General features: G+C 42.2%; 25 protein-coding genes and 4 tRNA genes. 1 reads left to right on the top strand and 28 read right to left on the bottom strand.

What is annotated here, in order from left to right; translation table 11 throughout:
• Positions 1-2: 2 nt before the first annotated feature.
• The 18 genes from HMPREF2991_RS04800 to tgt form a co-directional block, all read right to left on the bottom strand.
• A complete protein-coding gene (locus HMPREF2991_RS04800) occupies positions 3-626 on the bottom strand; it encodes a ribonuclease P (RefSeq protein WP_070683610.1) in 624 nt (207 codons plus the stop codon).
• Positions 627-681: 55 nt separating this feature from the next.
• Complete coding sequence (gene jag / locus HMPREF2991_RS04795) at positions 682-1,668, bottom strand: RNA-binding cell elongation regulator Jag/EloR (RefSeq protein WP_070683607.1); 987 nt, start codon at positions 1,666-1,668, stop codon at positions 682-684.
• Between the two features lie 14 nt (positions 1,669-1,682).
• Positions 1,683-2,510: a membrane protein insertase YidC gene (locus tag HMPREF2991_RS04790; RefSeq protein ID WP_000728097.1), complete on the bottom strand. Its 828-nt coding sequence runs from the start codon at positions 2,508-2,510 to the stop codon at positions 1,683-1,685.
• On the bottom strand, positions 2,485-2,856 hold the full coding sequence (gene rnpA, locus HMPREF2991_RS04785; RefSeq protein WP_000748120.1) for a ribonuclease P protein component: 372 nt from the start codon (positions 2,854-2,856) through the stop codon (positions 2,485-2,487). The genes HMPREF2991_RS04790 and rnpA overlap by 26 nt, the downstream gene beginning before the upstream one ends.
• Before the next feature lie 149 nt (positions 2,857-3,005).
• A complete protein-coding gene (locus HMPREF2991_RS04780) occupies positions 3,006-4,196 on the bottom strand; it encodes an acetate kinase (protein ID WP_049490206.1) in 1,191 nt (396 codons plus the stop codon).
• A 50-nt stretch (positions 4,197-4,246) separates the two neighbouring features.
• Complete coding sequence (locus HMPREF2991_RS04775) at positions 4,247-5,200, bottom strand: class I SAM-dependent methyltransferase (RefSeq protein WP_049490205.1); 954 nt, start codon at positions 5,198-5,200, stop codon at positions 4,247-4,249.
• A gap of 58 nt (positions 5,201-5,258) precedes the next feature.
• Positions 5,259-5,849, bottom strand: a complete 591-nt coding sequence (locus HMPREF2991_RS04770) for a class I SAM-dependent methyltransferase (protein ID WP_049490204.1) — start codon at positions 5,847-5,849, stop codon at positions 5,259-5,261.
• Between the two features lie 32 nt (positions 5,850-5,881).
• Positions 5,882-6,295 carry a competence type IV pilus minor pilin ComGG gene (comGG, locus tag HMPREF2991_RS04765; RefSeq protein WP_070568123.1) on the bottom strand — a complete coding sequence of 138 codons (414 nt, stop codon included), beginning with the start codon at positions 6,293-6,295 and terminating at the stop codon, positions 5,882-5,884.
• Positions 6,273-6,734, bottom strand: coding sequence for a competence type IV pilus minor pilin ComGF (gene comGF, locus HMPREF2991_RS04760; RefSeq protein WP_070568120.1), 462 nt, complete (start codon positions 6,732-6,734; stop codon positions 6,273-6,275). The genes comGG and comGF overlap by 23 nt, the downstream gene beginning before the upstream one ends.
• The gene (gene comGE / locus HMPREF2991_RS04755) at positions 6,697-6,999 is read right to left on the bottom strand and encodes a competence type IV pilus minor pilin ComGE (protein ID WP_180364427.1); all 303 of its coding nucleotides are present in this window, start codon (positions 6,997-6,999) and stop codon (positions 6,697-6,699) included. The genes comGF and comGE overlap by 38 nt, the downstream gene beginning before the upstream one ends.
• Complete coding sequence (comGD, locus tag HMPREF2991_RS04750; RefSeq protein WP_070568117.1) at positions 6,962-7,396, bottom strand: competence type IV pilus minor pilin ComGD; 435 nt, start codon at positions 7,394-7,396, stop codon at positions 6,962-6,964. The genes comGE and comGD overlap by 38 nt, the downstream gene beginning before the upstream one ends.
• On the bottom strand, positions 7,359-7,682 hold the full coding sequence (gene comGC / locus HMPREF2991_RS04745) for a competence type IV pilus major pilin ComGC (protein WP_000735802.1): 324 nt from the start codon (positions 7,680-7,682) through the stop codon (positions 7,359-7,361). The genes comGD and comGC overlap by 38 nt, the downstream gene beginning before the upstream one ends.
• Before the next feature lies 1 nt (position 7,683).
• The gene (comGB, locus tag HMPREF2991_RS04740; protein WP_000355379.1) at positions 7,684-8,700 is read right to left on the bottom strand and encodes a competence type IV pilus assembly protein ComGB; all 1,017 of its coding nucleotides are present in this window, start codon (positions 8,698-8,700) and stop codon (positions 7,684-7,686) included.
• Positions 8,648-9,589: a competence type IV pilus ATPase ComGA gene (comGA, locus tag HMPREF2991_RS04735; RefSeq protein ID WP_070568115.1), complete on the bottom strand. Its 942-nt coding sequence runs from the start codon at positions 9,587-9,589 to the stop codon at positions 8,648-8,650. The genes comGB and comGA overlap by 53 nt, the downstream gene beginning before the upstream one ends.
• Before the next feature lie 61 nt (positions 9,590-9,650).
• The gene (locus HMPREF2991_RS04730) at positions 9,651-10,016 is read right to left on the bottom strand and encodes a DUF1033 family protein (RefSeq protein WP_000286396.1); all 366 of its coding nucleotides are present in this window, start codon (positions 10,014-10,016) and stop codon (positions 9,651-9,653) included.
• 152 nt (positions 10,017-10,168) lie between these two features.
• Positions 10,169-11,320 carry an N-acetylglucosamine-6-phosphate deacetylase gene (nagA, locus tag HMPREF2991_RS04725; protein WP_070568112.1) on the bottom strand — a complete coding sequence of 384 codons (1,152 nt, stop codon included), beginning with the start codon at positions 11,318-11,320 and terminating at the stop codon, positions 10,169-10,171.
• A 140-nt stretch (positions 11,321-11,460) separates the two neighbouring features.
• The gene (locus HMPREF2991_RS04720) at positions 11,461-13,278 is read right to left on the bottom strand and encodes an acyltransferase family protein (RefSeq protein ID WP_070568110.1); all 1,818 of its coding nucleotides are present in this window, start codon (positions 13,276-13,278) and stop codon (positions 11,461-11,463) included.
• 133 nt (positions 13,279-13,411) lie between these two features.
• On the bottom strand, positions 13,412-14,554 hold the full coding sequence (tgt, locus tag HMPREF2991_RS04715; RefSeq protein ID WP_001285238.1) for a tRNA guanosine(34) transglycosylase Tgt: 1,143 nt from the start codon (positions 14,552-14,554) through the stop codon (positions 13,412-13,414).
• Between the two features lie 116 nt (positions 14,555-14,670).
• Here tgt and HMPREF2991_RS04710 point away from each other — a divergent pair, with 116 nt between their 5' ends.
• Positions 14,671-15,528, top strand: coding sequence for a DUF975 family protein (locus HMPREF2991_RS04710; protein WP_070568107.1), 858 nt, complete (start codon positions 14,671-14,673; stop codon positions 15,526-15,528).
• Positions 15,529-15,669: 141 nt separating this feature from the next.
• Here the strand turns inward: HMPREF2991_RS04710 and HMPREF2991_RS04705 are convergent, their stop codons facing one another.
• From HMPREF2991_RS04705 to HMPREF2991_RS04660, 10 genes are all read right to left on the bottom strand, one after another.
• Positions 15,670-16,539, bottom strand: coding sequence for a DUF2262 domain-containing protein (locus HMPREF2991_RS04705; RefSeq protein WP_000982055.1), 870 nt, complete (start codon positions 16,537-16,539; stop codon positions 15,670-15,672).
• 140 nt (positions 16,540-16,679) lie between these two features.
• Complete coding sequence (locus HMPREF2991_RS04700; RefSeq protein ID WP_070568104.1) at positions 16,680-17,906, bottom strand: LysM peptidoglycan-binding domain-containing protein; 1,227 nt, start codon at positions 17,904-17,906, stop codon at positions 16,680-16,682.
• Positions 17,907-18,035: 129 nt separating this feature from the next.
• The gene (locus tag HMPREF2991_RS04695) at positions 18,036-18,692 is read right to left on the bottom strand and encodes an HAD family hydrolase (RefSeq protein WP_070568101.1); all 657 of its coding nucleotides are present in this window, start codon (positions 18,690-18,692) and stop codon (positions 18,036-18,038) included.
• 3 nt (positions 18,693-18,695) lie between these two features.
• Positions 18,696-19,976 carry an MATE family efflux transporter gene (locus HMPREF2991_RS04690; RefSeq protein ID WP_070568098.1) on the bottom strand — a complete coding sequence of 427 codons (1,281 nt, stop codon included), beginning with the start codon at positions 19,974-19,976 and terminating at the stop codon, positions 18,696-18,698.
• A gap of 60 nt (positions 19,977-20,036) precedes the next feature.
• Complete coding sequence (gene thrC / locus HMPREF2991_RS04685) at positions 20,037-21,521, bottom strand: threonine synthase (protein ID WP_070568097.1); 1,485 nt, start codon at positions 21,519-21,521, stop codon at positions 20,037-20,039.
• 75 nt (positions 21,522-21,596) lie between these two features.
• On the bottom strand, positions 21,597-22,874 hold the full coding sequence (locus HMPREF2991_RS04680; protein WP_070568094.1) for a glutamate-cysteine ligase family protein: 1,278 nt from the start codon (positions 22,872-22,874) through the stop codon (positions 21,597-21,599).
• Positions 22,875-23,058: 184 nt separating this feature from the next.
• A tRNA-Leu gene (locus HMPREF2991_RS04675) sits at positions 23,059-23,142 on the bottom strand.
• A 9-nt stretch (positions 23,143-23,151) separates the two neighbouring features.
• Positions 23,152-23,223: transfer RNA gene (locus HMPREF2991_RS04670), tRNA-Gln, on the bottom strand.
• Between the two features lie 13 nt (positions 23,224-23,236).
• Positions 23,237-23,309 (bottom strand) — tRNA-His (locus HMPREF2991_RS04665).
• 14 nt (positions 23,310-23,323) lie between these two features.
• Positions 23,324-23,394: transfer RNA gene (locus HMPREF2991_RS04660), tRNA-Trp, on the bottom strand.
• Positions 23,395-23,445 lie beyond the last annotated feature (51 nt).

The following is a 23,445-nucleotide window of genomic DNA, read 5'->3' as shown; positions in this document are numbered from 1 at the left end:
TTCTATTCCCTCGTCACTTCATAGTACGGAAGCAAGCGCGCATAAGCCTCTTCTAGCTTCTCCAATATCGCTTCTACTGACTGATTTGCAATGAAGGAAACATCTGCCTTAACCAAAACTTTACGGACTTCCTGACTTCTCACCTTCTCGCGTAAAGTACGACGATTTTCTTCATTAGCCTCCATCTTATGACTTTCCCCATTTGAATAGACTAGATAATAGATTCCTTCTACCACTGGAAGTTCTAAAAGCTTGGCCTGCTTGTCTAAGGTCTGTTCGTCTTTCTTGCGCTCGATGAAACTGACTTCCAAAGAAATCCCATAATTAGCAGGTGTTCCATACAAACGAAGAGCCATCATAGGTTCTGTCACTTGTCCGTCTCTCTGTAGATAGGCCCAGAAATGCGGTCGCAAGCGTTGCGCTTGGTTCATCCACTGACTAGTCTGTTGCAGTTGCCATTCTGGATGACTAGCTTGAAAGGTTTTGGCCAATTCTGTAAAAGACTTCCGAGCCTCTTGACCTTTTTGCCGCAAGGTCAACATCTTTTCTCTTTCATCGCCAGCTTTATCAGGATTACGGTACTGGACTCCTGCAAATGATAGGTATTCTCTAACTGTTTTCAGCATATCTGAATCTTTCCTTTCCTAGCAAAAAATCAGGATGAACCTGATTTTGCTTTGCTTATTCTGCATCTACGACAACATAGCGATTTGGCTCGTCACCTTCAGAGTAACTCGTCACGCCATCCATGCGTGAAATAATGCGATGGATTATCTTGCGTTCGCTATTTGACATTGGATCTGTTTGTTGGCTACGACCTTCTTCTAAAACGCGAGTCGCCAATTTTTGAGCGTAGGTTTGCAAGACTTCTGCACGGTGTTCAACGTAATCATTGACATTGATTATGATGTAGAAGGTTCTTGAATAGCGATTATAAAGGTAATTTTGCGCTAACAGCTGAAGAGCTTTCAAGACTTTTCCGTGGTAGCCGATAATACGACCTGGTTCATTAGTGTCAATTTGAAGATTGATGGTGCGGCGATTGTAGTCGCTTGAAATCGTCCCTTCAACATCCATATCATCTACAATGGTTTGAACGTAGCTAGCTACTTCAGTTGCCACTTGTTCGATGTCATAACTTGGTTCTACTTTCAAACCTAAATCTTCCAAAGATTGGCTTGTTGCTTCCTGCCTTTCAGTTTCTTTTTCTGGAGCAGATTCCACTTCCTCGGTAGTATCCTCTGGTTCCAATTCATTTAAAATTGAAATATGGCCTGTTTCTTCCAAAATCGTGCTAGCGTGCTTTTCATTTTTCAAGATTTCAGCCTTGACCTCTTCAGAAACACCTTGACCTTCTTCTTCAATCTTCTTAATCGCTTCCACTACATGACCCAAATCAACAGTTGCTTCACTTACTGTTTTCACGGGTTCATTTTTTTCATTAACTTCTTTGGGAACCCCTTTAATGGCCTGCTGATTGGCTTTGATCACTGTCGTTTCACTAATCGCTTCGATATCAACTTGAGCTGGCTTCTTACCAAACAAGCCTAAGAATCCTTTTTTCTCTTTTGAAACGACCTTGATGTGGGCCTTCATTCTTGGAATGTCTAATTCTTTCAATCCTTTTTGGATTGCTTCTTCAACCGTTGAACCTGTAAATAATACCATTACCAGATTCCTCCTTATTTTTTCTTTTTCTGTGCTTTTTTCAAAGCTCTTCTCTTCTTGCCTTCTAAATCTTTTTCTGCTTGCGCCACTGCTTCTCTTTCAGCAATAATCTTGAAAGGATTGTTCAAGAAATAGGTTTGCAGAACTTGGTAAGCATTGGATACGGCCCAGTACAAGGCTACACCACTTGGAGCGGAGATGGCAAAAACAAAGATCAATACAGGCATACCATACATCATCCCTGTCGTAGCTCCACTTTTTTCGGACAAAGCTTTATTCGATAACCAGCTACTCAAGAAGGTAAAGACTGCCGCCAAAATCGGAAGGACAAAACTTGTATCTACTCCTCCCAAATTAATCCATAAAAAGTGACCTGTTTTCAAAAAGTCTACTCGACTCAAGGCTTGAAAAAGTGCCAAGAGAACCGGCATTTGTATTAAAATCGGCCAGAGAGAGGATGAATGTTTGATCCCTAACTCTTTATAAACCTTACGCATCTCCTGGTCTAGCTTGGTTCTACTTTCCATATCACGACCTGGGTATTGCTCTCGCAAAGCCTTGATGCGTGGTTGAGCCTCTTGCATTTTTCTAGAGGCAACCATCTGTGTCTGAAAGACCGGTAATAGAATCGTCCGGATCAAAATCGTGAAGAGGATAATCCCCACTCCGATACTAATGTCAAAGGACAAAAAGCGGATAATTTCAGCAAAAAAATAGACGAATTTGCTCCAAAAGTCTGTCGAATCTGCTGTTATATCGCTAGCTGTACCATTTGTTGCACAGGCTGTCATGATAAACAAGGACAAGCCCAACAAACTAGTCAACTGTAGTTTCTTTTTCACTCCCATTTCCTTCCTGGTAAATCTTTGATAACTTTAATACGTGGAGTAGGTTTTTCTCCATCTCTGCATATTCCAAGGTTTCCACCCCTTTTCGGGCAATCACGACAAAATCAACATGCTCTACTAAACTCCCTTTTACACTTTGTAGAATGTGCCGGATTCGTCTCTTGATTTGATTTCTGGTAACTGCATTCCCCAGCTTTTTGCTGACGGACAGTCCTACTCGAAAATGGTTTTGCTGGTTTTCCAATTGGTAGACAACAAATTTTCGATTGGCAAAACTTGTTCCGTCCTTGAAAATCGCCTTAAAATCTTTCTCTCTTTTTACACGAAAGCTTTTCTTCAAAACTCAACTCCATCTATTAAATTACTACTATTATACCATATTTTTTGAAAAAGCCAATAACAGCAAGGTTTTAGACATTTTCTACATAAAAAAAGCTGGAAAATATCTTTCCCAACTTCTTTTTACAATCAAATTTTACGTGTATTTACTTATTTTTTCAAGCGCTCAACATCGCGTGCAATCACCAATTCTTCATCTGTTGGAATAACCAAGACACGGATTTTCGCTGCGTCAGTTGAGATGTCTCCCGTTACGCCAAAGACGTTCTTTTCTGGATCCACATCACAACCAAACCAAGAGATACCTGAAATGACATCCTCACGAACCAAAGCAGCATTTTCACCGATTCCTGCTGTGAAGATAATAGCATCTGCCCCATTTAGGACTGCAAGGTATTGACCGATATGTTTTTGGATACGATCGACATACATTTCATAAGCCAAAGTCGCATCATGGTCTCCTGCTTCCATGGCAGCAATCACATCACGCATATCGCTTGACTGGCCAGAAACTCCCATGAGCCCTGATTCACGATTGAGAACGCGACTAATATCGTCAGGGGTATTGAAATCCTCTGTATATTGCATGAGATAAGGGATGATAGCAGGGTCAATATCTCCTGTACGAGTTCCCATCATCACTCCTCCAAGTGGCGTGAATCCCATAGAAGTATCTACAGACTTCCCGCCCTTAACAGCTGTGATAGAAGCCCCGTTACCAATATGGCAGGTAATCAATTTCAAATCTTCTAGAGGACGGCCCAAAAGTTTCGCTGCTTCTCCTGCGACAAACTGGTGGCTTGTCCCGTGGGCACCATATTTACGAACCTTGTTGTCTGTGTAGTATTTAGTTGGTAGAGGGTAGCGATAAGCCTTTTCTGGCATGGTTGTGTGGAATGAGGTATCAAATACGACAACACTGGTAATATCTGGCAGCAATTCCTTAAATGCGCGAATTCCAGCTGCGTTAGCTGGATTGTGAAGGGGAGCCAAGAGTCCCAATTCCTCAACTTTTTCTAACACATCTCCCTCAACAACTGTTGATTCCTTGAAATATTCACCACCTGCAACGACGCGATGGCCGACACCTGTAATTTCGTCGTACCCTTTGATAATGTCAAAACGAATCAAGTCATCCAATAAAATTTTAACGGCTTGTGTATGGTCTTCAATATCAAGAATTTGTTGCTCCGAACGACCGTCAAATTTTACTGTTGAAATGGAATCTTTCAATCCAATACGTTCAATCAAGCCTTTAGCCAAAACTTTTTCCTCAGGCATTTGATAAAGTTGCCATTTCAAGCTTGAGCTTCCTGCATTGATTGCAATTGTTTTTGTCATAAGATGATACCTCTTTTTAAGCGTTTTCATCTATTATAACAAAATCTCTTTTATATTTCAGTACCTTTGCTCCAATTTTGAAAATTTTCTTTAAAGGTCAACAAAACTGACGGATCTTGCAAGCTAGTAAGAGGGTAGACAAAGGGTTCTATTTCCTTGTCTCTTTTCTTCTGTAAGACAAAAATACTTTTAGCTTGGCTTGCAGTTGAGAAAATATCCTCTGGCAGAGCGATGATAGCAGCCAGACTCACTTCGTCTTTGAGCCACCCTTTTAATAAGTCACTTTGAGGGCTGGTCAATAAATCACTCGGAGCTAGAAAAATAGCATAGCCATTTGACTTAAGGTACTTGAGGCCTTGTTCCATCAGCAAATGGTGGGCATAGGTATGCTCTTGACTAGAAGCCACTTGATAGCGAGAAGCGATGGCATCGTCTGGGTAATAGCCTACAGGCAAGTCGCTGATGACCACGTCGCTTTCTTTAAGCATTTGCGGACGAACGGCATCTCCTTGAACAAAACCAGCCTGTAAACCAATCACATCTGACATACTTGCTGCCAAATCAATCAGCAAGTCATCCACTTCGATTCCTAAGTAATCTACTTTTTTAGAGAGGGAAGTCAAGAAAGTAGCCCCCAAAATGCCCATACCAGAGCCTATTTCGAGGATGCTAATTTCCTCTTTATGAAGCAACTCTTCTACAACAAGTACCAAGAGGAGGGAAATGGCATCTGGTGTAAACTGGTGATTGGCCTGTAAAGGTTCCGTTTGTCCCGCCTTCATCAAGAGAAACTGGTAGGTCTTGAGCCACTCTTCCTTGCGAAGCGCTAAGCGTTTAAGGGCTTGATTGTTCTCCTTGACCTGCTCTAGTTCGGTCTCGCCATCTAGATAGATACTATTTTGCTCTACCAAGGCATCATAAAAGTTGGTCACCAAATCACTTTGGATGACATGGACATTCTCTAGTAAATACGTATAAGCTTGTTCAATTTTTTCAAAATCCATATTCCTATCTTATCAAATTTCCCTCCTTTTTTCCATCTGAAGAGAAAAAATCACTGCTTTAGTCAGCGAGTGATTTTTGGGCTACTGTTAAAAAGAGTTCTGCGTAATTTCCGAGGAAAAGACCTTCAGCACTATAGAGAATCTGACTGTCAATGCTTGAAAAACCAAATTGGGCGAGCTTGATTTCCAGTTCAGCTAAATCAAAACCATGATGGTTGGTATCTGTCTTGACAAAATCAGCAATGAGGACCTGTCCATTCTCCCTAAGGTGATGGTGAAACATGGCAAGAGTCGCATCTAGATCAGGCATATGATGAAGAACTCGACTGACAACAATTATGTCAAATTGCTGCTCCAAGGGATTTGCCAGTAAATCCTGCTCCAAAAACTGGATATTCTTGATGTCTTGTTGCTCTGCTTTCAAACGGGCTTGCTCCAGCATTTTCTCCGAGATGTCCACAAGGGTAACCGACTTGGCCTGCTTGGCCAGGGGCAAAGCTAATAGACCCGTCCCACCACCAAAGTCCAATATTTCCTTGTCTGATAGAAGAGCAATCTGTTTTTCAACTACTTGACAAACCAAATTTGCAAGAAAGATATTTTTGGGCGAATCAAAAGTTTCTGCTTTGTGATTAAAATCATGTTTCATGCTTTTAGTTTAGCACAAAGAAGTTGAATTGACTAGGATTTGTCTTTCTTTTCAGGCTTTTCTTCTGATTTTTTCTTCCCTGCTTGATTGCTTGAATCAGTCGCTACCTCTTCCTTTTTATCCGTTTTCTTTTCTTGGATTTTCATCGGAGGAAAGAGAAATTCATAGTTGCCCTTATTCATACGAACACTTGTTGTAAAACCTGTTTTCGTATTTTGATACCTGACTTTTCCTAAGTTGAAGACTCGTTCCCCACTTTCTTGCTCAACCTTATCTTTACTGCGCTTGGCCATGGCAAAAGCTGCCAGCTTTTCTTTGTTTAGGGCAAAGTCTTTGTGATGGGCGACTTGCCGGTTCAAATAAAACTGCAACAACAGACTAAAGATAGCTGCCATGGTGACTGCATATAAAAGAACGCCTGCCTTAACTTTTTGCTTTTTCCACACGATAGATGAACTCCCTTTCTAAGCCCTTTTGAAATTGGAAGCGAAAGCGAACCAATTGGTTTTCCTCTGTAATCTGTGCTGATTTGAGTCCATAAACCATCGGCTGATACCCCCGTCCGCTGGTATCCGTTTTTCGAAAATCATCCGATTTAGACTTCCCTATAGAGATATCCTTACCATCCTGTTTCATGTAGAGGCGATTGCCTTCTACCTTTTCAAACTGCGAACGCTCTAACTCTACCTCCAGCTGATCCACAAACAAGAGCCACTCCTTTTGCTCGCTTTGCTGCTGGTAACGAACTTCTGAAATGAGGAGCTGACTCATAGCTTGAAAAAGGAGCAAGCCTCCGCTAATGACGATAAGAGCAATCAGAGATTCTAAAAGAGTGAACGCTCTTACCTTACTGCTCTTTAAGATCCAGCAACTTCTCTGAACCATGGTAGACCTCCAATCCCTTTTCACTAGAAAACACCTGAATCTCCACTCCGTTTATGTTTACCTGATTTTGACCTGTCTGCAGAGCCATCTTCGCTACACGCAAGACTTCTTCCTTTTGCAAGATTTCTGCCTCTTCCTGCCTATTTTTCTGGATTTGTCCCAAGAGGAGGGTTGCAATACTGGCAAATATGGCTAGAGCAACCACCGCTTCCAGTAAAATCACTGCCTTAATTTTTTGTTTCCTTAATGCGTTTAATTTTTCCATTTCCTAGATATAATTGATAGCGAATCGCTCCTTTGCTGGTCTGAAATTCAACCTTAGCCAGGGACGAATTGCCCCCAGCTCGATCAAAATGAATCGTTTGTCCAGATGGTGCATGAATCCCTTTGGGAACAGTCAACTTCTGACTACCATTGTTGATTGTCTGCCCATCTAAGTTTAGACTAGTCTTTTGTTGACTAGCTACACTATGCTTTTGAGTTTCACGGTATAGTTCTTCAAATTCCATGAAAAATATCTGCTCTTCCACTGCTGCAAAACTAGACTGGACTGAGCCAGATAAAGCCAAAGCAATGATACTCACAAGTCCCAAAACAAGGAGACTTTCCAGCATGGTAAAGGCCTTAATCCGCAACAGTTTGACTTGTTTTTTGTTTTGCATGGTATTCTTTATAAGCCTTAGCTTGCTCAGCTGTGATACGGCCGTCGGCCTGTAATTTACTTAGACTCGCATCTTCATTCTTATCCAGACTATAGAGTTCTGCCTGACTTTCCACCACCTTAACAACAGCAGCTTTTCCTTTGTCATCTACGGCATCCTTTTGCTTGGTCAAATTGGGCACAAAGAGCAAGAGAAGAACGCTGATGATGAGCAAGACCACTAACATCTCTACCAAAGTGAAAGCTTTAACCTTGGCTTTTTTTAAATTTGTCATGAGTTTTTTCATTTTAAAAATTTACCTCCATATTTTGATACATGGGCATAAGCATTGCCGCATAAAGTAAAACGATAATCAGGGCCACAAAGATAAAGACCAGTGGCTGCACCAAATTCATGGTGCGGTTGACTCGGGTAAAAAAGGCTTCCCAAGTTTTTTCAGCATAGATTTCCAACTCACTCCCCAGCTTGGACTTGACTTCCCCATACTCGATGATGAGACTCAACTCCTTTTTAAAGAAAGGATAGGTCGCTATGGTTTGAGAAAATTCGCGGCCATTTTGCAGGGCTTGAGCCAAATCTTGACCGATTTCGTTAAAGAGCTGTGAGCCTTGTTCCTGCATGATCTGAAAAATCTGCATCAGCTCCATCCCCTGCGAAATCATATTGCCCCATTCACGCGCATAATAAGCTGTCAGATAAGTCTGGACAAAGATTCCTAGAAAGGGAATCCGCGCTAACATCGAGAAGACCCGCATCTTGGAACTTCTTTTGTAAAAAGTGAGAGCTAAAAGCAAAGATAGAGAGCAAACCAACACTAGTCCCAGAAATATTTGTGGCAGATTGCCGATGATTTGAGTGGCGATATTGCTACTGTCCAGTTGAGGAAGTAGATAGTTTCTCAACCCCAGCATGATTAGCAGGAGAAATCCCAGCAAAATCAGAGGATAGGTCGCCACTTCGATTAACTTTTTCTTGACCTTGGACAAATTATCCAGATATTCTTCTATCTTCCCCAGACTCAGGTGAAGATTTCCATGCACTTCAGCTAGAGATAACTGGGTCACAATAGCACTTGAAAAGCCCAAGCTGTCCATCATCTCTGAGAAAGATTTCCCCTGAGCCAAGCCTTGGTGCATCTGGGCCACATAGTCCTTTTCTAGCAGGGCACTTCTTCCCAAGAAAGAAATAATATCCACCAAATGAAAGCCACTGGAGAAGAGATTGTTAAACAGGGTGATGATTTTCTTCTGCTTAGCTGTAGCTAATTTTTTCCGTTTCGGCCTGAAGACTTGTGATATGTCCATCTTTAAGAAGCTGGTCAATCTGTTCATTCCACCTGGTTGGCTGGTGTTCTTGATAGTCTTTGTTTGCAAAGTCAACGATTCCTCCTCCCCCGATTAATCTCTGGTAGCAGACTCCTTGCAGAACAACTGCTAATTCCTCCTCCGTCACCCCCAACTCCAGAAGGCGTTCATAAACACCTCGGATACTCTTAGCATGAATGGTTGAAAAGACTGTCGCCCCTGTCAAACTGGCTCTGACCACTGCACGCGCTGTCTCGCTGTCACGAATTTCACCGATAATCAAGAGGTCCGGACGATGCCGGAGAGACAGTTTGATCAGATTTTCATAGGTCAAGCCAATCGCTTCATTCAACTGCAACTGGAGCATGTCTTCCTGCTTGATTTCGACAGGATCTTCGATGGACATAACCTGTTGCCCCATAAACAGAGACTTGGCTAATTCGTGCATCAAGGTCGTCTTGCCACTTCCAACTGGACCCGCAAAAAGGTAGAGGCCCCGTTGCCGGTACTGCTCACCCAGTTCATTCATATCCTGAAACCAGAAATGCAGGTCCTGCTCTTCGTCGTGCAACAAACGAATGACCAAACTCTCATGTCCCCGATAATCTCCTACGGTAGACAAACGCAGAGAAGACACCTTCTCCCCATGCTGATAGTCGCAAGAGCCCAGCTGACTACGTCTCTTCTCCCCTACATTCATACCCGCTACAAACTTAAAATGACTAATCACAGCAGCTAAAACATCAAACTCATAGGAGTCAACGAGACACCTCTCATCTCCAACCCGCATGTGAAGCTCATAGGACTTTTCCTTGGGAATGAAATAGATATCCTGAGCCTTCTTTGCTTTCGCAGTAGCAATAATTTTTTGTGCAATTTCTTGTACCATACCGCCCTCCTTATCTAACTATTCGCAAAAAAATAAAAAAAGCAACTTAAAAAGTTACTTTTTATCTCCATTTCATACGGCAAGAACGGTGTTTTTCTTGACCTGTTTGTTTTTCGTAGCCTGGACGTAGCTTTTCATCGGGGATGACTTGCTCATCCTGTAAAAGTGCCAAAGAATGATACTGTTGCAAATACTCATCACACTCATCACACCAGCGTTTATCAGCAGGATCCCAAAAAATAGTCATCAAATCACTCCGACTCTTATAAAGAGGATTCTTCTTTTCCAGCTCAAACCAGCATGATTTATAATATTTTAGAGCATCATAATACTTGTCAAAAGATTGACTCATGATGACATCTTCTTCCCAACCTTCTATGAACCACCACGGTTCAAAATCCCCATACATTTCTATAACACGATACATTCTTACTACTTCCTTTGTATCGTATATTATATCTAATTTTTTATTACAAGAAAAGGATTTTGCTTGCCTTTCCCTTTAGGAAGACTTCTTTAAATACCTTTTCAGCCTATCATAAAAATAGGAGTCCTTTATTGACCCCTATTTTTATCTTCTTAGGCTTGATAACGTTTCACACCATCTAGGTAGGTTGCTACTAATTCCAAATCTTTATCTAGTACGATAAAGTCAGCGTCGTAGCCTTCACGGATTTGGCCACAGACATCATCGATGTGAACAGATTTTGCTGGGTTGAGGCTGGCCATCATGACTGCTTCATGCGGATTCGCAATTCCCCATTCGACCACATTCTTCAAACCATCTTTGAGTTTGAGGATAGAACCTGCCAAATTGCCTGTCGATTTGAGGCGAGCAGTTCCATTAGCAACAACTACTGGGAATTCTCCCAACATGTAGTCTCCATCTTCCAAACCACCCGCTGTCATACAGTCTGTGATAAGGGCGATATTTTCAGTTCCTTTTTGTTTGAGCAAAATGTCACAGGCCTTTGGATCTACGTGGTGACCGTCACAAATCAATTCTGCATAAGTATGTGGCAATTCATACATGGCTCCTACCATACCGAGCTCACGGTGAGTCAACCCACGCATTCCATTGTAGGCATGTACCCAAACACTTGCTCCAGCATCGACTGCTTTTTTAGCTTCATCAAAAGTCGCATTGGAGTGCCCAAGAGCAACGGTCACTCCTTCACCCGTAACTGTACGAACAAAGTCTTCTACACCTTCGCGTTCTGGCGCAAGGGCGATTTTATTGAGCAAGCCATTGGCAGCTTTTTGCCAAGCACGAAACTCATCCATACGGGGGTCTTTCATATAAGCAGGGTTTTGGGCTCCCTTGTATTTCTCTGTGAAATACGGACCTTCAAAATAGATACCCCGAATTTTCGCTCCAGTTGCTTCCTGGTAACGAGCACCGATATTTTCTGTTACTGCGAGCAATTGCTCATAAGAAGAAGTCAACGTCGTTGGCAAGAAGCTCGTTACTCCCATGCTAAGGAGCCCTTCACTCATGGTATGAAGCGTTCCTTCGATGTTATTATCCATGACATCAACACCACCAAATCCATGAATGTGGGTATCCACAAGTCCTGGGGCAATGCTATAACCGGTATAGTCAATCACCTCAGCTCCCTCAGGAATCTGTTCTACATGCTTGCCAAACTTGCCATCCACAAGTTCCAAGTAACCGCCACAACGAACTCCGTGTGGGTAGAAAAACTGATCCGCTTTAATATAATTAGGCATAATGATAACCTCCTTGATAGATTGATTCTAGAATTTATTATGTCAATTACATTATAAACCTTTCTTTTTCATTTGTAAATGGTATAGACCTATTTTTCGTGGATATTTTAAAAGAGCTGGATTTCTCCAACTCTTTAATTTTATTTTGATTTTACAGGCAGTTCTTGAGCAGCCTTAACAGCAGCTGCAATCGTTTCTGCGTAAAGTTTAGCACCTTCTTCAATCATGTTGCTATCATTTCCAAAGTGGACTTGGTCGGTTCCAGCCCAGATTTCAGGGTGTTCCTTAGCAACCTTATTCCAGTCAGCGATGCTCACGTAAGGATTCTTTTCAGCTAATTCCCGTGCATAAGCCGCATACTGTTCCACTGATGTATAAGTGTCCTTGCTCTTGTCTCCCTCATAAGGCGTCACCAGTATCAGATGGTGTCCTTTCGGTAGATTGTTCACGATGCTGTCCAAATCATTCTTATAACCTTCAGGATTGTTGACTCCCGTTGCAATGACGACTGTTTTTAGCAGCGCCTTGTTCTGACTGTTATTGAGCATGATGTCATTGGCTTGCTTGGTCGTTCGACTAACCTGGGCATTGATATTCGCTTCAGGAAGTGCCTCTTGTAAGGCTGTATTGGCACGCAAGGCTACCGAATCTCCTATTAGGCTTGTTCCCTCAGAAATTCCTAGACGACTCAGTTCAGCTTGTTCAGCAAGAGTCTTTGTTTGTCCTATATTGGTCTGGGCTTGTTTGAAACCATTGACCATCAAGTCTGTCTCAAAAGCTCCAACTTGGGGAGCCACAGCTATGATAATCAAGGCAATCAAGGTAAGAATGCCAGCAGCACCAGCACTAATTGGTTTAATATGAGGCAATCGACTAATCTTCCGTATTAAAGGATTGGATTTACCGGCAATCAACGGCTCAATAATATAGAAGGATAGGATAGCAAAGAAATAAGAAAAGATGATTGTCAGAATAACAGCAGGCAGATTACTCATCAGCTGAGAAAAGATAATATAAAAAGGCCAGTGGAAAAGATAAACCGCGTAGCTAGTATCCGCTAAAAATGTAATGATCCGAGGTTCTTGTATCTCAGGCGTTTTCTCATGCAAGACACGCGCAGCAAAAATCATGGTCACTGCCGCTAAACTTGCTAGCAAGAAGCCAAATAAGTACGCAAACAGGTAGGTGAACTTGACAAAGAAAGTCAAGAGCATTAACACCAAGAGACCTGCAGCAAATACCAGTAGATTTTGACGAAGATCCCACATCCGGTCAAACTGCTTGACTAAATCGCTCGTCTGACGAACCCCCACAACTGTCGCTAAAATGCTTCCTAAAAAGAAGGGATAGACATGGGTCAAACTTGAAAAGTAGACAGATGAATAGGAACTAGCCATTAGACTACCAATAAACATGGAGAAAAAGCTAATGATAAAAGCTCCTGCAGAAAGGAGAAAGACCATCCCTCTCAATTGACTACTAGATTTTGAACGTTTCGATAAGAACCAAACCGCTAAGCCCCAAAGGATATAGTAGTGAACCTCAACAGCTAGACTCCAGTTGTGAACAAAGAGATGCGGAATGAACTGGGATTCATAACTTCCCCCTGTTAACATTTCGTAGAAGTTGGTCATAAAACCGAGAACTCCAGCTATCTGGCCACCAATTCCAGCAACATAGTCTTGACGAACCAAGAAAGTAAAAGGCATGGTCACCAAAACCATCAGCACTACAGGTGGCACGATGCGGTAAAACCGTCTCTTAAAAAAGCCCAACAAATCAATCTGATGTGCCTTCCCAAATTCTTCTAAAAGGAGGGAGGTGATCAAAAATCCTGAAAAAGTGAAAAAGACATCTACCCCAAAGAATCCTCCAGGAAAGATTGTTTGAAAGAAGTGGTACAAAAGCACCAAAAGTAAACCTGTAATCCTAATCAAGGAAAACCATTTAATACGCATACGAGTCTATTCTCCATTAAATTAGGAAGTAAAACACCACCTAATTTCCATTCCATTATACTCCCTATTCTATCAAAAAAATAGGAAAAATCCTAAGAGAAAACTTAGGATTTTGGCATTCTATTTTTACACTTTAGAAATTGCGCCCTGACTTGTTGTAGCCATATTTTTCTACAAAATACTCACGAAATTCCAAGAGATTGTCATCCATGATGGCTTGGCGGACCTGCTTCATCAGGTTGAGCAAGAAGTAGAGATTGTGGTAACTAGTCAAGCGGATACCAAAGGTTTCATCAGCCTTGAGCAGGTGACGAAGATAAGCGCGTGTGTAGTTCTTACATGTGTAGCAATCACACTCAGGATCCAGTGGCGTAAAATCTTCAGCGAATTGGGCATTCTTGACAACCAAACGACCTCGGCTGGTCATACAAGTTCCGTTACGAGCAATACGAGTTGGCAAGACACAGTCAAACATATCTACACCACGAATGACTCCATCAATCAAGCTATCTGGCGCTCCCACACCCATCAAATAGCGAGGTTTGTTTTCAGGAAGAAGTTGGGTTGTGAAGTCCAAGACGGCATTCATTTCTTCGTGCGTTTCTCCCACTGCCAAACCACCGATAGAGTAGCCAGGGAAATCCATGCTAACAAGGTCATGAGCTGACTGACGGCGAAGGTCTTCAAAGCCTGCCCCCTGTACAATTCCAAACAAACCTTGGTCATGCGGGCGACGGTGAGCCTTCAAACCACGCTCAGCCCAACGGCTAGTACGCTCGATTGATTTCTTAACGTAGTCATAAGGTTGGTAAAACTGAGGACATTCATCAAAAGACATCATGATGTCGGAGCCTAGATTATTCTGAATAGAGATGGCCTTTTCTGGCGATAGGAACATCTTGGAACCATTGAGATGGTTTTTAAAGGTTACTCCTTCTTCGGTGATATTTCGGCTATCAGCTAGGGAATAAACCTGGAAACCACCACTATCCGTCAAGATTGGTTGGTCCCAATTCATGAACTTGTGGAGACCACCTGCGCGTGCGATGAGTTCATCTCCAGGGCGAAGCCAGAGATGATAGGTATTAGAGAGGATAATCCCTGATCCCATCTCCTTCAACTCCTCTGGTGACTGGGTTTTTACAGTAGCTTGGGTCCCAACTGGCATAAACATAGGCGTTGGAAAGGTACCGTGCGGGGTGATGATTTCTCCCAGACGAGCTCCTGTATGTTTTTCTTTCTTAATCAAACGGTATTTGATTGGTGAATCTGACATTTTCTACCTCCGAAGCTGGGAAAGACAGTCCCAGTTCATACTTTGTGCCCAAAGGCATACTGTATGATTTTATCAAAAAAACCAGGAACTGTCACGAACTATGGTATAATGAGAGAATGAAATACCCAAAAATTGATTTAAAAACCATTCGTCTGCAGACGAGGCAGTTTCAGGCTGAAAATCCCCGTCTCTTTCTCGTCTATCTCTTACCTAGCATACTGGTCATCTTATCAGGCTTTCTCAACCCCTTGGCTCGTCTCCAAGAAAATGTTTTAGAGCAATCCTTTTTCAGCATGCTGGCACAAGTGCTCCAAGCCTATCTCTTCCCGCTAGTGGTTTCTTTTGTGAGCACGATTTTTCTAGCAGGTGCTGCCTTTGCGACACTCCGACTCCTCAAGGATCCTGATACAGAACTCTCAGTAAAATCAAGTCTAGCCCTCTTTGCTGCAGAGCGCTTCTCGCAAACCTTCCTAACTCTGCTCCTCAAACGTTTCTACCTCTTTTTATGGAGCATTCCAAACTTAGTAGGCGTTTATTTTCTCTTTTATAGCAATCTCTTAGCTCGGAGATTTGTCGCCCTACATCCTGAATTTCCAAAATTAAACCTCTCATCCCTTGAAACCGAGCAATTCCTTATGACCTTTGGCCTCTACTTTTTCGCGAGCCTCATCTTGATGATTGTAGGGAACATCCTCTACGTTCCGCAACATTACGCCTACTCGCAGGTAGAATTCCTCCTCTGCGACACTCTGGATTTAGGACAGGCTAAACCAAGCCAAATCCTGAGAACCAGCCGTTTCTTGATGAAAGGTTACAAATTCCAGCGCTTTGTCCTCGATTTACAACTACTTCCTTGGTACTTCCTCAATTGGATTACTTTTGGAATTGCTAGTTTTTCAATCCTTCCCTATATCCAGAGCAGCCAAATCATTTTCTATCGAACTTTGCTCGCTCTCAAACGCCGAAAAGTATAAACTTTCTACTATTATCTCAAAAAAATCAGCACTTTCTAAAGAAGGTGCTGATTTCAGTTATTTTTAAAATATAATGGAGAAACTCCTGTAACAGGACTAAGTTGCTTATTCACAATAAAGAAATAATCACATGCTGTCCATTTACCCTACCAAGGTCACATTTTCTATATTTCCTTCAATATCTGCCCTGACTTCTACCGCATGCCCAGCAAAAATATCCTCTTTATCTCCATAATAAAGAGTCAAATCCCCCGCTTCGCTGATAGACAGTTCCCCCAGATACAAGGAATTATAAAAATAGTCCTCTGTTAATACTTCGGCATCTCCGTCTGAAGCTAGCCAGTCCTCTGCTGTTTCCCACATCTCTTTTACTATAACGTCTCGGATTTCAGAGTCTCTTCGGTCAATATCCCTGACAAATGTTTTCAAGTAGCCAAATGATTTTGGTGGTAAGCTGGCATCTTCATTTGCATCCAACATCACGCTAACCCTGCTTCCCGCAAGATCCATACTTCCCTCAAACCATGAATAAGCTCTATTTAAAGTGAATTCGCCTATAGAATCTTTGATGACGACTGGTTTAACATATTCTGCAATCAGAGCTTCTAATCTACTATCCGACTGCCCATCTTCAATGTATTCCAGCAGACGATAACAGTTATTCGCTACTGCTGCCATATAAGGTTCTAATTGCCTTTGTGGTCTTTTCTGACATTTGATGTGATGAATCTGATAGGGCTCGAAACTATAGCTATAGAGCAAGCCCTTTTCTTCATATTCCTCTGGACTCACCAACCACTCCAAACGTCCCTCTATTTCCGAGAACTCCTTTGTCCCCACATTCACACTTGCTACAAAATGAACCGAAGGCAACTTCCATCCATTCTTTAAAACAGTCGCACCTCCCACATTTTGCAAAGTGATAATCAAGAGTTCAACGACTTCACCACAAAATTCTTTTTCAAAGTCATCAATGGTTTTCTCAAATGTTTTTTTCAAACTATTCATCATAGTGTTCTCACCTTCTACTAAAATAAAAATACTTGATTTTCAGTCAACTTCAGTTTGATTATAGCATAACTTTGAAAACATTTTGACTTAGAACAACAAAAAGAAGCCTCAACCTTATGAGTTTTCAGCTTCTTTTTCTATTAGTTCATTGATACGTGAACGTGATCATAGTGGTTTTCGGTTACGCTACCACGGTCTGGCATTGGATTCCACGTGTAGGCTGGTCCATATTTACTATCATATGGAGCGTAGAAACGTTGTTTCCAGATGATATAGTTGATACCACGGCTAGCCATATTTTTGACTGCATATTCTGCAATTTGATCTCCGAGTGCTGAACTCACTGGAACCATAAAGTCGATGGCCAAACCTTTACCATGGTCCCCACTGTCACCAGGACGGTAGCCACTAAAAGATGTAATTCCAAACAAGTTGGCTACTTCTTCTTTAAAGGCCGCCGTTTGTGGTTGAAGACCAGCATTCTCAGACTTAGCTACAGCAAGTCCTGCATAGTCAGGAGCCGCTGGAGCTGAATAAGTTCTTGACGGAGTTTGGCTTTGCTCTGCTTGATAAGTCGAAGTTGCAGTGTCAGAAGTTGCTGTTGATGCTGCTTCTGTTGCACTTGATTCTGTTGTATCAGCAGGTGTTTCAGTTGCTGGAGCTGAATAAGTTCTTGAAGGAGTTTGGCTTTGCTCTGCTTGATAAGTCGACGTTGCAGCGTCAGAAGTTGCTGTTGTTGCTGCTGTTGCACTTGTTCCTCTTGTATCAGCAGGCGTTTCTGCTACTGGTGCTTCCGCTGGAGTCGTTTCAGCTGTTTCTTCAGCTACAGGTGTTTCTGTAAATGGTGTCTCTTCAGCAACTGTCGCTGTCTCAGAAACTTCTGAACTTGGCGCTACTTCTGCTGGTTTTTCAGTCTCTGTTGCAGTTGGAGCTTCCTCAATTGGTTGAGAAAGGTCTTCTACTTGAACTGTTTGTTCATCAACTGTCACTTGATTTGTCGTCAAATCAGCTGTCGCAGTCTTCACTTCTTCACTAGCATCTGCTTGAGGAGCTTGGATTTCAACTTCCGTTACCTCTTCTTCCTCATTGACAGTTGTAGTGAGGACAGTATCTGGGAAAATCAAGTCCATATTGGTAATTTTGTTCAAATTAGCAAGAACCGTTACATCTACTCCCAAAGCTTCTGCAATCGTGCTCAGGGTATCACCATACTGAACTGTATAGCTGTTTTTGTTCTCGTTTTTCGTCACATCATTTTGGATTTGCTCAACGCTACGTGCTGTCCAAGAGATTTCTTGAGCTTTAGCTCCTAATGCGGGAGCAAGAGACAAGGCTACTGTTGAGGCTAAAATTATTCTTTTCTTCATTCGTTCATATTCCTTTCAAATGAGTACCTGTCTATCATAACACAAAAAAAGCAGAAAAAAAGCCCTCTCGGGCCTATTTAACAGAACTGTCTATTCCTTGTAACAAACTCGATTACTTGAAATAGTTTGTTAGGTTTCTGTCACAAAACTGACACAATCTTCTCGCCCCCAATCCTCAGAAATATGAGGAATATCTGCTAACTCTTGAATCATGTGATTCCCTTCATAAGACGACTCTAAAAAATTGATGCTTTGAAGGCCGCTATTCTGGGCAAATTCCACATCCAAAGTCCGGTCCCCTATATAATAGGTCTTCTCAGGATCCAGCTGATACTTGTCTAACAGATAGTCAGCCGCTTGTGAATTAGGCTTACGCGCAAAGCCACTCTGACTGGTTAAAATCTCTTTGAAATAGGATTCCAACCCCAAGTCTCTGAGAATGGTAAAAGCATTGTCCCCCTTATGAGTATAGACAAACTGCCGAATCCCTGCTTGGTCTGCCCAAGCTAGCACTTCACGCGCACCTGGCATCAAAACTACCTGGGCATTTTTCTCAGCCAGGCTCTGGGCACGTACCTGATTGAGCACTTCCGCATCCAGGTTTCTCTCTTCTGCCACCTGCTCCAGCAAATCCTGCACAGAAAACTTGAGGATAAACTCTCTCACTTTCTCCTTATCATAAGGAATAGAAAACTGTGCAAAGGTCTCCTTAATCCCTGACAAAATCGCTTCGTAAGAGTCCAATAAAGTCCCGTCTAAATCCCAAATAAAGGCTGTTTTTTGCATCTCCTATCCTTTCAAGCTCATATAACGCTGGTAACGGTAACGTAGAAATAACCAACGAAAACCATTATCCAAGAGAGTCCCTGCCCAAATACCAGGCAAGCCCCAACCAAGAACAATCCCCATCAGATAGGCTGTGCCAATGCGGATACACCACATCCCAATACTTGTTGCATAAAAGGGGAGGCGAGCATTCCCCAAACCCTGCCAAACTGCAGTATAGATGACTGTTCCTGTCGCCATGGGAGTTCCTAGTAGAGAAAACAGTGCCACCAAAACGCTCGCTTCGACCGCTACAGGGTCGATCGTATAGAGATGAGTCAATGGTGTCCCCAAGGCATAGATACTGAGAGTTAAGGGCAACATGAGAAGTAGAGAAAGCCAAAAGGTTTGCTTGCTCAAATCATCTACTCTTTCCCAGTTATTCTCTCCAACTGCTCGAGCTACCTGCATGACCGTCGCCGTAGCGACGCCAAAGGCAGGCATATAGTTAAACTGGGTCAAGACTTCTCCGACTGCATTTCCCGCTACTGCCTCCGTCCCAAAAGAGACGACCAAGGCAATGATCACTACATCTCCAGCTCGCATCATGAGACGTTCTCCTGCCGCTGGCAAAGCCAAAGTCAATAGTTCCTTATCTAAACCAAAAGTCGGTTTCTCAAAAGGCAGCTTTAATTGCGACCACAAAATCACAAGACCGACTAAGCGAGACAAGATAGTCCCCCAAGCAACACCCGCTATGCCCATATCAAGGACAAAAATAGCTAGACTTGAAAAAAGAATATTCAAGGCATTGGATAAAAGACTAACATAGAGAGGTAGACGCGGATTATGCGTTGCACGAATCAAGGCACCTAGACTGGTCATCAAGCCCAAGAGAACAATCGATCCACCCACCAAAGATAGGTAGAGTCCACCACTCTCGGCCACATCCTGCTCAGTTCCCAAGAGCCCTATCATCTCTTGCCCAGCAAAGAGCGATAAAGCGCCTAAAAGTGCACTCAGCAATAGGGTTATCTTGAGAGCCTCTGTCACGTGATAAGCCAACTTGGACTGATCTTTCTGCCCCAAACTTTTTGAAATAACACTGGAGATAGCAGCTCCCAGAGCGATAAAAATCGCCTGGTAAATGGTGATAATATTGCCAGCCACTGAAACACCTGAAATAGCGATTAAGCCCAAGTGAGCGACCAAGTAACTATCCACCATGCCCATAAGCATCTGCAAAAAGTTTTCACCCATAGCTGGCAATGCAATATTAAGAATGTCTTTATTTTTCTTAAACAATCTCTCCTCCTGATGAAAAGAAACTCAGTTGGTTTCCCAACCGAGTTTACTTCCTCTGTCTTAAAGTCCTAGATAAGTCTCCACCGCTGCTTGCATGTCAGCAGCTGCCACTGTTGTTTTATGACGAACTGGAGCTGTTTCAAGGCCATCAACCGCTGGTGGCACTGCCACTCCTGAAATGTCATGTAATTGAGCCAAGGCTTCAAAGTCAGTCAAGCCTGCTTTTCCTGTTACCGCTTCAACTGCAACTACTGGGAACTTGTATGGACTAGCTGTTGAAGCAATCACTGTCTTAGTCGCATCGCCAGTAGCCGCTTGGTATTTTCTATAAACTGCTGAAGCAACAGCTGTGTGTGGGTCCTCGATATAAGTATCTGTTTGATAAACACGTTTAATTTCTGCCGCAGTTTCTTCCTCAGTCGCATATTCAGCTGCAAAGAGTTCCAAAATCGCTGCATCAAAGTCTGTCAATTCATATTGTCCTTGTGTACTCAAGGCATTCATGAGTTCAGCAGTCTTAACCGCATCATTCCCCAAAAGATGGAAAATCAAACGCTCCAAGTTTGAAGATACCAGAATATCCATAGATGGACTAGTTGTCACTTTAAACTCACGTTTCTTGTCGTAAACACGTGTCTTGAAGAAGTCTGTCAAAACATTGTTGTCATTTGAAGCACAGATTAATTTGCCAACTGGAAGACCGATTTGTTTAGCATAAAAGGAAGCCAAAATATTTCCAAAGTTTCCTGTTGGTACTGTGAAGTTGACCTTTTCACCAGCCACAATCTCACCAGACTTGACCAACTGAGCGTAGGCATAAACATAATAAACAATCTGTGGTACCAAACGACCAATGTTCATAGAGTTAGCTGATGAAAATTGCAGTTTATTGGCAGCCAACTTTTCACGAAGAGCTACATCGTTGAACATGTGCTTCACATTGGTTTGCGCATCATCAAAGTTTCCATCGATAGCGATAACATGAGTATTGTCGCCAGTCTGAGTAGTCATTTGCAACTCTTGTACTTTGCTGACACCATCCTTTGGATAAAAAACGATAATCTCAGTACCAGGCACATCGGCAAACCCCGCCATAGCAGCTTTCCCAGTATCACCAGATGTCGCTGTCAAAATGACAATCTTGTTCTCTAAACCATGCTTTTTAGCGGCTGTCGTCATAAAGTATGGCAAGATAGACAAGGCCATATCCTTAAAGGCAATCGTTGAACCATGGAACAATTCCAAGTTGTATTGCCCATCCAGTTTCACCAATGGCGCAATAGCTGGAGTATCAAACTTGCTATCGTAGGCATTGTTGATACAGTAGTCCAACTCCTCAGCCGTAAAGTCATCTAAAAATGCTGATAAAACTAATTTAGCCACTTCTTGGTAAGAAGCATCTTTTAATGTGTCAAAGTCCAAATCCACCTTTGGATAAGTAAGTGGTGTAAACAGACCACCATCCGTTGCCAAACCTTGCAAAATAGCTTGGCTGGCAGTTACTGTATTGTTGGCATCACGCGTTGATTGATAAACTAATGTCATGAATCTCTATCCTTTATCTATAGTCTCTTCCATTATATCATGATTTTTCAGAAAATTCTCCCTTTATAAGAGAAATTATAATCCCAATTCTTTCTTCAAAGGCTCTAAATAAACCATTTCTTGCTTATCTCTTTTCTCCAGTCCTTCCTCAGCTAGGATGAGTAAGTCTTTAGAAAACTCGAGAACCGCAGCTTCTTCTTCATCTGTGAGTTGTTTTTTAGAAAATTGTCGCCTCAATGACTTATAATCACGACCAAATGTGGTAAAAAATGGTGCAGATTGCAAGTAAGCTTCTAACTTGTCTAAATGAACCAACAATCCCAAGTGAAAGGCAGCAGAAGCAAAAGTTCTATCTAGAGATTGCGTACACACACTACGAAATTCAATAGTCCCTCGAGTCGTTAAGTCTTGGTACTGGTAACTACGATGAGTTTGGAAATCTTCCTCCTGAGGATGAATTAACACCTCATCCCCATTAAGGGTAAATACTTGGATTTCAGGTGTAGCCAAATAGTCCCTAGCCTGAATCGGATAAAAATAATAGGTCTGCCCATCACGCTCCGCAGTAAAGATTGCAGAATGATCTAGATAATCAAAAAAATCATTCTCGTCTTTGAAGAGTCTGGCATTGACGCCTACATTTTCAGGATAAATCCCGTGCATAGACTCTTCCCAAAAAATATCCCTTGAAATCTTAGTATCCCAATCTTCCCCTGAAAACTCAGAATTGGCAAATAAAAAGGCTTTTGCAGCTTCAATTTGTGTAAAAGCATTGATAACCCGCAAGTAGTTGGACTTTGAAACGTCCAGTTGAACCTGACTTCCACAGATAAAGGCACCATACTCAGGGAAATGATGTAAATCTGATTTAGTTACATTTCTACTCAAATTCAGATAATCCATCAACATCTGATAGCGGGGATAAGCCACTGGACAATTCTCATTTTTATCCCAGTTGGGATGAATGCCGCAGCCAACAATAGCATGGTTAGCTTCACCCAACTTATTCTGAATCGTAGCCATATAGAAGTTAAAGCGTTCTTCCACCTCTTGGATAGATTCGGCCTTTCCGAATGCAAACTCAATCGTCGTATAAGCAACCTCAAACAAGATCGTATCTTGGCTGACTGGATCAAGCAACTGAATTGGATTCCCAAAATCATCCACTTTTTCGATAGTAAAGCCCAGTACTGATGGTAAATACCGAAAGAGATCCTTAACAACTTCACCATCTGTAGCTTTACCCTCTAAATTTACAATAGGATATTCTAACTCAATCCCAATAAATAAATCTGGGTTCTCTTTTATATTCTTTAAGTAACGTTTCTTTAGTAATTCAACAGACCGAGACATTAATCACCAAACTCTTTCATAATCAAAATAAATTGTGAATAAGTAATATTATACCAAAAATACACTAAAAATGATTAGAATAAGAAGAAAAAGATGATTCATCAGTAATCTGTACTTAAAGAAAAATATCAAAATCTTCACTAAATCAAAAAAACAAGATCCGAAAACCTTGTCTTTATCACTATACCGGCGGCCGGGGTCGAACCGGCACGTCCTTGCGGACACTGGATTTTGAGTCCAGCGCGTCTGCCAATTCCGCCACGCCGGCAAATAGTAACTGGGGTAGCTGGATTCGAACCAACGCATGAGGGAGTCAAAGTCCCTTGCCTTACCGCTTGGCTATACCCCAATAATATAAAATAGGCGAGTGATGGGGATCGAACCCACGCATGCCAGAGCCACAATCTGGTGTGTTAACCACTTCACCACACCCGCCATAATCATATTAACACGGGCAGTAGGAATTGAACCCACACTGAAGGTTTTGGAGACCTTAGTTCTACCTTTAAACTATGCCCGTAACTAAAGTAATGGAAGGGGAGGGATTCGAACCCCCGAACCCGAAGGAGCG

Source organism: Streptococcus sp. HMSC072D07 (genome assembly GCF_001814835.1).
In the GTDB taxonomy this organism is placed as follows: domain Bacteria; phylum Bacillota; class Bacilli; order Lactobacillales; family Streptococcaceae; genus Streptococcus.
Note: the sequence above shows the minus strand (reverse complement) of the source record. Positions and strands in the feature narration are given on the sequence as shown.